The following is a 7,525-nucleotide window of genomic DNA, read 5'->3' as shown; positions in this document are numbered from 1 at the left end:
TAGACCACCCCGGCCCGGAAGACAACAGACCACCCCGGCCCGGAAGACAACAGACCACCCCGGCCCGGAAGACAACAGACCACCCCGGCCCGGAAGACAACAGACCACCCCGGCCCGGAAGGCGGCTGACCTCCGCGTTGTTTGTGTGCACCCGAGTCCGGCAAGTGCATAATCGCACCGAGCCGGATCCAGGCCCGCCCCAGGCATGACGAAGCGGTCACGGAACGTGGACGTACGGGAGGACAGCACATGGCGTGGCTGCTGGTCATCGTGGCCGGGTTGCTCGAAACCGGCTTCGCCGTGTGTCTGAAGCTGTCGCACGGCTTCACCCGGCTCTGGCCGACCTTCGCCTTCTGCTGCTTCGCCCTCGGCAGCTTCGGGCTGCTCACCCTGTCCCTGAAGAAGCTCGACGTGGGCCCCGCGTACGCGGTGTGGACCGGCATCGGCGCGGCCGGCACCGCCATCTACGGCATGGTCTTCCTCGGCGACCTGGTGTCCACGTTGAAGATCGTCTCGATCAGTTTCGTCATCATCGGCGTGATCGGGCTCCAGCTCTCCGGTTCCGCGCACTGAGCCGGCTCAACCCCCGGACACCTAAGCCAGTTGCCGGGGCAGGGCGCTTCGCACGAGGTCGGCAACTCCGCCCTCGCCCGGTGGGGCCGCCACGCACGACAGGGCCAGGCGGATCACGAACTCGCAGGTGCGGGCCAGGTCGGCGGTGTCCGACCTGGGCGTACCGGGTCTGGCGAGGACGGCGACAGCACGGTCGCGGACCATCGCCACGAAGTCGCCGGGCGACGGCAGCGGGCCGTCCGCCCGGCGCTGCGCCGGCACGGCGGAGGAGGACGGCACCGCCGACAGCGTCGGGGAGGGCAGCCGCTCGCTCCAGAAGCCGGTGAGCATGGCCCGGACCAGCGCGTTCTCGCGGGCGGCCGTCGCCGTCCAGTCGGCGGCGGCGATGAGCCGCTCCCGCGGGTCGCTGTGGGCGGAGAGCGCGCGCTCGACCCCGGCGAGATAGCCGTCCGCCTCTCGCCTCACGAGCGCCCGGGCGAGCCCCTCCTTGCTGCCGAACTCGTTGTACAGCGTCTGCCGGGAGACTCCGGCCGCCGCGGCCACGTCCACCATCCGCACAGCGGACCACGGCCGGCGCGCCAGCGCCGTATAGGCGGCGTCCAGCAGGGATTCCCGCGCTGCAGGCATCATCGCCTCCCGGGGGCGAGCGACTCTGCGCTTCAGATTTGACGCACCCAGAAGCACTGTCAAGGGTGCGCGAAGGCACCGGGGGGCGCCCTTCGGCCATGGCGCGCGGGGCGCTCTGCGTAGCCTGCGCGGCCGCGGGCAGCGATCCCCGCCCAGCCACGGGCAGTCGTACGGCGCACGTAGCTGCGGGCAGGTCGTACCCACCGCCGCAGCGCAGCCCCGGGCGCCCGCGCACCCCGGCCCCGTGTAGCCCCGTATCCGTCCCGACAGATACCGTTCGTTACATGCCCGACTACCTCGACGACCTGCGCCTCGCGCACGTCCTTGCGGACGCGGCCGACGCCGCGACCATGGACCGCTTCAAGGCCCTCGACCTCAAGGTCGAGACGAAGCCGGACATGACCCCGGTGAGCGAAGCGGACAAGGCGGCGGAAGAACTCATCCGCGGCCAGCTGCAACGCGCCCGCCCCCGCGACGCGGTCCTCGGCGAGGAGTACGGCATCGAGGGCACCGGCCCCCGCCGCTGGGTCGTCGACCCGATCGACGGCACCAAGAACTACGTCCGCGGCGTCCCCGTCTGGGCCACCCTCATCGCGCTGACGGAGGCCGGAGAGGGCGGCTACCAGCCCGTCGTCGGCCTCGTCTCCGCCCCCGCCCTCGGCCGCCGCTGGTGGGCCGCGAAGGGCCACGGTGCCTTCACCGGCCGCAGCCTGTCGAAGGCGACCCGCCTGCACGTCTCGCGCGTCGCGAAGCTGGCGGACGCCTCCTTCGCGTACTCCTCCCTCAGCGGCTGGGAGGAGCAGGGCCGCCTGAACGGCTTCCTGGACCTGACCCGCGAGGTCTGGCGCACGCGCGCATATGGCGACTTCTGGCCCTACATGATGGTCGCCGAGGGATCGGTCGACCTCTGCGCCGAGCCCGAGCTGTCCCTGTGGGACATGGCCGCGAACGCGATCATCGTCACGGAGGCCGGCGGCACCTTCACCGGCCTCGACGGCCGCCCCGGCCCGCACAGCGGCAACGCGGCCGCGTCGAACGGACTGCTGCACGACGAGATGCTGGCGTATCTCAACCGGCGCTACTGAGAAGCACGGGTCTCAACCGGCGCTACTGAGAAGCACGGGACGACAGCGCACGCCCTCAACCAGCCGCACGCGCCCTCTTGTTGACTCCGGCTTTACCTGCGACTCTGAGAGTCCCCCACTTGTGAATTTGTGAATCCGCGAACTAACGGACCCTGAGTCCGTGACCGGCGCGGATTCCCTAGGAGGTGGCTCCAGTCCATGCTCGTCCGTGACGCCATGAGCACGGTGGTCCTCACCATCGGCCCCGCACACACTCTCCGCCAGGCAGCCGCCCTGATGTCCGCACGCCGCGTCGGCGCGGCCGTGGTCCTCGACCCCGACGCCGGCGGCATCGGCATCCTCACCGAACGTGACATCCTCAACTCCGTCGGCCTGGGGCAGGACCCGGACGCGGAGCGCGCCCACGCCCACACCACGACCGACGTCGTGTTCGCCGCCCCGTCCTGGACCCTGGAGGAGGCGGCCCGCGCCATGGCGCACGGGGGCTTCCGCCACCTCATCGTCCTCGATCGGGGCGAGCCCGCCGGGATTGTCTCGGTCCGCGACATCATCCGCTGCTGGGCACCGGCCCGGCAGCCCACGGCGACCCTGACCGGCTGAGCACGCGAACGGGCCGGATCCCCCGGGGAGGGGATCCGGCCCGCCGCCACGACAAGCGATCCGGTCCTGGGCGTCAGCCGCGCAGGGCCTGGACCGCGGCTTCCAGCCGCTTGCCGAAGTCGCCGTCGGCCTGACGGAAGTTGTTGATCGCGCGCTCGATGATGTCCTCGCGCGAGACCTGCGAGATGGAGCCGGCCAGGTTGTTGATCAGGCGCTCCTTCTCGTCATCCGACATCAGCCGGTAGAGGTTGCCCGCCTGGACGAAGTCGTTGTCCTCGGCGTGGACCGGGGCCTCGTGGTCACCGGTGACGCCGGAGACCGGGATCGGCTGCCACAGCGGCTTGTCCGTCTGGAACGGGCCGCCGAAGCTGTTCGGCTCGTAGTTCTTCGCGCCCTTGTGGCGACCGTCGTACAGGTAGCCGTCGCGGGAGTTGGTGCGCGCCTCGGTGGCGTGCGGGCGGTTCACCGGCAGCTGGTCGGCGTTGATGCCGACGCGGTAGCGGTGGGCGTCGCCGTAGGCGAAGAGGCGGCCCTGGAGCATCTTGTCCGGGGACGGCCCGATGCCGGGCACGAAGTGCGCCGGGGAGAAGATCGACTGCTCGACCTCGGCGAAGATGTTCTCCGGGTTGCGGTTGAGCTCCAGCTTGCCGATCTCGATCAGCGGGTAGTCGCCGTGCGGCCAGACCTTGGTCAGGTCGAACGGGTTGAAGCGGTAGGTGGCCGCCTCGGCCGCCGGCATGATCTGGACGGAGACCGTCCAGGTCGGGTACTCGCCGCGCTCGATGGCCTCGCGCAGGTCGCGCTGGTGGGAGTCGGGGTCCTCACCGGCGAGCTTGGCGGCCTCCTCGGTGGTGAGGCACTTGATGCCCTGGTCGGTCTTGAAGTGGTACTTGACCCAGAAGACCTCGCCGGCCTCGTTGTTCCACTGGAAGGTGTGCGAGCCGAAGCCGTCCATGTGGCGGTAGGAGGCCGGGATGCCGCGGTCGCCGAACAGCCAGGTCACCTGGTGGGTGGACTCGGGCGACAGGCTCCAGAAGTCCCAGACGTTGTCCGGCTCCTGCGAACCGGTGTACGGGTCGCGCTTCTGGGTGTGGATGAAGTCCGGGAACTTGATGGCGTCCTTGATGAAGAACACCGGGGTGTTGTTGCCGACGAGGTCGTAGTTGCCCTCTTCGGTGTAGAACTTCAGTGCGAAGCCGCGCGGGTCGCGGACGGCGTCCGGGGCACCCAGGTTGCCGGCCACGGTCGAGAAGCGGAGGAAGACCTCGGTCTGCTTGCCGACCTCGGAGAGGAACTTGGCGCGCGTATACCGGGTGACGTCGGCGGTGACCGTGAAGGTGCCGTAGGCACCGGCGCCGCGGGCGTGCACCACACGCTCCGGGATGCGCTCGCGGTTGAAGTGGGCCAGCTTCTCCAGGAGGAGCTGGTCCTGAACGAGCACCGGGCCGCCGACGCCCGCGGTCTCGCTGTTCTGGTTGTCGGCCACCGGAGCACCGGCCTCCGTCGTGAGCGGTCCCTGCGTCACGTGCGCCTCCTGCGTCATTTCGAACTATTCCTGTCGCTTAGCCAAAGCCGGTCCTGATCCTACAATGGACAATGTCTAAGTCAAGTGAAGCTCCAAAGTCACACCCGTTCGGGAACTGTTCCCCTAGCTGTTAGGCTGCAGGTATGAGTGACCTTCTGGAACGGCTGCGCGGCCGCGGATGGCGAATGACCGCGCAGCGGCGCGTCGTGGCCGAGGTACTCGACGGCGAGCACGTCCACCTGACGGCCGACGAGGTCCATGCGAGGGCCGTCGCCAAGCTGCCCGAGATCTCCCGGGCGACCGTCTACAACACGCTGGGCGAGCTGGTCTCCCTCGGCGAGGTCCTCGAGGTCACCACGGACAAGCGCGCCAAGCGGTACGACCCCAACGCCCACCAGCCGCACCACCATCTGGTGTGCGCACGCTGCGGCGCGATCCGCGACGTCCACCCGACCGGCAACCCGCTGGCCGACCTCCCCAACTCGGAGCGCTTCGGCTTCACGGTCTCGGACGTCGAGGTGACGTACCGGGGCCTGTGCCCGACCTGCGCGGCGGCGTAACCGCGACTTTCCCGCAGCCCCGGCACCACCAAGGTGCCGGGGCTGTTCGTTGCGTGGGGCGCGTCCATCGCCGGCCGGTGGGCAAACCGCTGGGCGGCATGCTCTACGGGCGCAGCCTGCTGCACGACGACGTGGCCCTGTACGCGGAAGCGGTGGGCCACCGCCCCTGAACACACCGAGGGCCGGAATCCGTTGATCGGATTCCGGCCCTCGGCCTTCAGTAGCGGGGACAGGATTTGAACCTGCGACCTCTGGGTTATGAGCCCAGCGAGCTACCGAGCTGCTCCACCCCGCGTCGACGAGTGCAACAGTACGTGAACGACGAGGAGAGAAGCAAATCGCTTGTCAGGAGCGTCCCGGCGGGCGGAGCTGCGGGCCGTCGCAGCGCACGTAGCTGCGAGCCGTCGCGCGCGACCCACGTGCCTCAGCTGCAACACCGGGCAACCAGGCAACCGACCCCAGAGCAGCCAACGCCCCCAGCCCCGGCCCCGGCCCCGGCCCCGGCCCCGGCCCACCGCAGGGTCACGCCGACAGCTCCTCCCGAAGCGCATCCCTGAGCCGGGCCGCCCGCTGCGACACCTCCGCCGGCCCCAACGACACGGCCCGGTCCGCCCACCGCTGCCCCTCCGCCAGCTCCCCGCGACGCGCGTAGACAAGGGCCAGCCGAAGCGCCGCCCGCCCGTGCCCGGCGTCGGCCGCCCGCGTCCACCACACCGCCGCCTCCGGTTCGCTCCCCTCCCGGGCCAGCAGCAGCCCCAGATTGAACGCCCCGTTCCGGGACCCGGCCTCCGCCGCCTCCCGGTACCACCGCGCGGCCTCGACCACGTCCCCCCGAGCGGCGGCCAGCATCCCCACCCGCACCTGCGCCCGCCGATGCCCCTGGGAAGCCGCCCGCTCGTACCACTCCTCGCACTCGGTCTTCTCGTGCACCGACTCCCCGAGCTCGTGGGCGGGCGCCGGGGGCCGCCGCGCGTCGAGCACGGTCGCCAGCCGGTACGCGGCCTCCGCGCTCCCCCCGCCGGCCGCGCACCGCAGATGCCGCTCGGCCTCCTGCTCGTCCCCCGCCCGCAGCCGGGCGATCCCCACTTGCAGCGCCGCCTCCGTGTGCCCGGCGGCGGCCGCCCGCTCGTACCACCGCAGGGCCTTGGCCTCCAGGCCCCGCCCCGCGTAGAGAATGCCCAGGTTGAACGCGGCGTCGACGCTCCCCGCCTCCGCGGCCTTGGAGAACCACGGCTCGGCCCCGGTCTCGTCCCCGCCCTGCAGCAGCAGGATCGCCAGCGCGTTCGCCGCCTCGCGGTGCCCGGCGTACGCCGCCCTCCGGTACCACTGTTCGGCCTGCGTCGTCCGCCCCTGCTCGGCGCAGAGCAGCCCGAGGTTGTAGGCGCCGTTCACGTCGCCCGCGTCCATCGCCGCCCGGTACCAGCGCTCGGCGGTCTGCGTCTCCCCGCGCTCGGCATGCAGCGCGCCCAGCGCGTTCGCCGCGTTGCCGTCCCCGTCCTGCGCGGCTCTCAGCCACCACACGGCGGCGCTCTCGGTGTCGCCGGCGTCCCGCAGCAGGAACCCGAGTGCGCAGGCGGCCCGCGCCTCTCCGTCTTTGGCCGACGTCAGATACCAGCGGCCGGCCTCCTTGAGCTCGCCCCGCTTCTCCAGGATCGCCCCGAGGTGCAGGGCGGCCCGCCGGTGTCCGCGCGCGGCGGCCTGCCGGTACCACTGCTCGGCCTCCTCGACGAGCCCGACACCGTTGTCACCGTCAGGGTCCTGCGCGGCCCGCCGGTCCAGTGCCCGGGCCAGCCGGTACGCCGCCTCCCGGTGCCCCCGCTCCGCGGCGACCCGCATCCAGCGCTCGGCCCCGGCGTCCCCGCGGTGCTCCAGCAGATCGGCGAGCGCATAGGCACCCAGCACGTGTCCCTGCTCGGCGGACTGGCGCAGCCAGTACTCGGCGGCGGGCTCGTCGCCGCGCTCGCGGTGGTGCCGCCCGAGCGCATGTGCGGCGGCCGCGGACCCTGCGACGGCGGCGATGCGCCACCATCCGGCGGCCTCGTCGGCGTAGCCGCGCTGGTGCAGGAGGACCCCCAGGTTGTTGGCCGCGGCCCGGTCACCGGCGGCGGTGGCGGCACGCAGATGGGGTTCGGCTCCGTCGAGATCGCCACGGCGCAGCAGCATGGCCCCGAGGACGCTCATCGCCTCGACGTCGCCGGCCTCGGCGGCGAGCCGCCGGCGCACCTCCTCGGCGGCCTCGTCGGCGGCCTCCCCGGTCTCGTCCCGGGTCTCGCCCCCGATCTCCTCAGGATCGGAAGGCTGCACAAATCGCCCTGTCTCGAACAGAGTTGCCTTGTCCCCCATAACGTCCATCGTCGCACCACCTGCAACCTGGGTACACCTGGTATACCGCAGCCAGTGAGGTCACTTCAGCGTTTTGTCGACATGCCCACAGAGAGACAAGTCAAACACAGATCTCCCAACTGCCCACGGCGGCACGGCCGACTCGCGCGTCGGCACATCCGTTCGCACACCACGAAGGCCCGGATCCCTTGCGAGGATCCGGGCCTTGGCCG

The 7,525-nt window shown here is 71.3% G+C and carries 7 protein-coding genes and 1 tRNA gene; 4 read left to right on the top strand and 4 right to left on the bottom strand.

Annotated features, from left to right (window positions below; translation table 11 throughout):
- Positions 1-249 precede the first annotated feature (249 nt).
- The gene (locus ABZV31_RS15355; RefSeq protein WP_355893259.1) at positions 250-573 is read left to right on the top strand and encodes a multidrug efflux SMR transporter; all 324 of its coding nucleotides are present in this window, start codon (positions 250-252) and stop codon (positions 571-573) included.
- Positions 574-594: 21 nt separating this feature from the next.
- Here the strand turns inward: ABZV31_RS15355 and ABZV31_RS15350 are convergent, their stop codons facing one another.
- On the bottom strand, positions 595-1,203 hold the full coding sequence (locus ABZV31_RS15350) for a helix-turn-helix domain-containing protein (protein ID WP_355893256.1): 609 nt from the start codon (positions 1,201-1,203) through the stop codon (positions 595-597).
- Between the two features lie 281 nt (positions 1,204-1,484).
- Between ABZV31_RS15350 and hisN the strand changes: the two genes are divergently transcribed.
- Complete coding sequence (gene hisN / locus ABZV31_RS15345) at positions 1,485-2,285, top strand: histidinol-phosphatase (protein WP_355893253.1); 801 nt, start codon at positions 1,485-1,487, stop codon at positions 2,283-2,285.
- 198 nt (positions 2,286-2,483) lie between these two features.
- Positions 2,484-2,885, top strand: a complete 402-nt coding sequence (locus ABZV31_RS15340) for a CBS domain-containing protein (protein WP_355893250.1) — start codon at positions 2,484-2,486, stop codon at positions 2,883-2,885.
- A gap of 73 nt (positions 2,886-2,958) precedes the next feature.
- On the opposite strand, the gene ABZV31_RS15335 is transcribed toward ABZV31_RS15340, so the two are convergent.
- Complete coding sequence (locus tag ABZV31_RS15335; protein ID WP_355893249.1) at positions 2,959-4,410, bottom strand: catalase; 1,452 nt, start codon at positions 4,408-4,410, stop codon at positions 2,959-2,961.
- Between the two features lie 143 nt (positions 4,411-4,553).
- On the opposite strand from ABZV31_RS15335, the gene ABZV31_RS15330 reads away from it, so the two are divergent.
- Positions 4,554-4,970, top strand: coding sequence for a Fur family transcriptional regulator (locus ABZV31_RS15330; protein ID WP_355893247.1), 417 nt, complete (start codon positions 4,554-4,556; stop codon positions 4,968-4,970).
- A 221-nt stretch (positions 4,971-5,191) separates the two neighbouring features.
- Here ABZV31_RS15330 and ABZV31_RS15325 read toward each other — a convergent pair.
- Both ABZV31_RS15325 and ABZV31_RS15320 read right to left on the bottom strand, forming a co-directional pair.
- A tRNA-Met gene (locus ABZV31_RS15325) sits at positions 5,192-5,265 on the bottom strand.
- A gap of 227 nt (positions 5,266-5,492) precedes the next feature.
- On the bottom strand, positions 5,493-7,322 hold the full coding sequence (locus ABZV31_RS15320) for a tetratricopeptide repeat protein (protein WP_355893244.1): 1,830 nt from the start codon (positions 7,320-7,322) through the stop codon (positions 5,493-5,495).
- Between the last annotated feature and the right edge of the window lie 203 nt (positions 7,323-7,525).

The sequence above is a fragment of the Streptomyces sp. NPDC005202 genome, from assembly GCF_040608235.1.
GTDB lineage: Bacteria > Actinomycetota > Actinomycetes > Streptomycetales > Streptomycetaceae > Streptomyces.
Note: the sequence above shows the minus strand (reverse complement) of the source record. Positions and strands in the feature narration are given on the sequence as shown.

Coding starts and splice junctions, on each gene's coding strand:
- ABZV31_RS15355 (WP_355893259.1), top strand. CDS start 250: ATGGCGTGGCTGCTGGTCATCGTGGCCGGGTTGCTCGAAACCGGCTTC.
- ABZV31_RS15350 (WP_355893256.1), bottom strand. CDS start 1,203: ATGATGCCTGCAGCGCGGGAATCCCTGCTGGACGCCGCCTATACGGCG.
- hisN (WP_355893253.1), top strand. CDS start 1,485: ATGCCCGACTACCTCGACGACCTGCGCCTCGCGCACGTCCTTGCGGAC.
- ABZV31_RS15340 (WP_355893250.1), top strand. CDS start 2,484: ATGCTCGTCCGTGACGCCATGAGCACGGTGGTCCTCACCATCGGCCCC.
- ABZV31_RS15330 (WP_355893247.1), top strand. CDS start 4,554: ATGAGTGACCTTCTGGAACGGCTGCGCGGCCGCGGATGGCGAATGACC.
- ABZV31_RS15320 (WP_355893244.1), bottom strand. CDS start 7,322: ATGGACGTTATGGGGGACAAGGCAACTCTGTTCGAGACAGGGCGATTT.